The organism is Bowmanella yangjiangensis (assembly GCF_017255015.1).
Classification (GTDB): Bacteria; Pseudomonadota; Gammaproteobacteria; order Enterobacterales; family Alteromonadaceae; genus Bowmanella; species Bowmanella yangjiangensis.
Genome location: NZ_JAFKCS010000364.1, coordinates 1 through 801, shown reverse-complemented (window position 1 = coordinate 801; position 801 = coordinate 1). Strand labels below are relative to the sequence as shown.

1 pseudogene is annotated in these 801 nt (G+C 57.4%); it reads left to right on the top strand.

The features are described 5' to 3' along the window. Nucleotides 1-289: 289 nt before the first annotated feature. Nucleotides 290-801: pseudogene (locus J0A65_RS24575) on the top strand (hypothetical protein); the annotation flags it as partial.

The window sequence follows — 801 nt, the reverse complement described above, 5'->3', positions numbered from 1 at the left end:
ACTTGAGAATGTAGCCCAGCATCGGCTGAGTCGAGGCGAAGATCAGAAAGCCGACGATACTGAGCAGAAACAAACCGATGTAGGGCCTGACATAGCTCAGCAGGCGGAAATAGATTTTCAGGCTTGAGCCGGATGGCGAGTCGCCAGAGGTATCGGTCATGGGTAGTTGCCGTGGCCAGAACGGGGGCCGCATATTATCACAGCGCCTGTTGCGCACAGGACGCGCGAAATCTGTGAGCGTATCCCGTAGAATCCCGCCCTCGACTCACCATCAGGGAATACGCACTGCATGTCATCTGCCATTCGCACTTGGCCGCGTAACACGTCAGATTTCATCAGTACCTGGCTGCTACCGCTGGGATATCTCTGCCTGTTGACCAGCCTCACCTGGCTGGAGGATCGAAGCCTCTATCACAAGCTGTTCTACGGTTTGATGGCAGCCCCGGCGTTGCTGGTGCTGATACTGCAACCCAGACGCTGCGCGCCTCTTCTCAGGGATCCCACGTTCCTTGCGTTCCTGGCCTATGCCTCGTGGGCGCTGCTCAGCATTGCCTGGTCTGGTACCGAAGACTCTGCTGGCTCGCTGATCAAACGTCCACTGTATATCTCGATGCTCTTCACAGCCTGTGCACTGATGGTTGAGCAGAACCACGCGCGCTTCATTCAGGTCATCCGGGTAGCTTCGCTGCTGATCATTCCGCTCGCTACCTACGGCCTGGTCGATTTCTTGCTGCACTACTCCAGTGGCGCTCGCTTGGTCGGCACCGGCGCGCTGGACAATCCTCTGCTCAGTTCGCACCT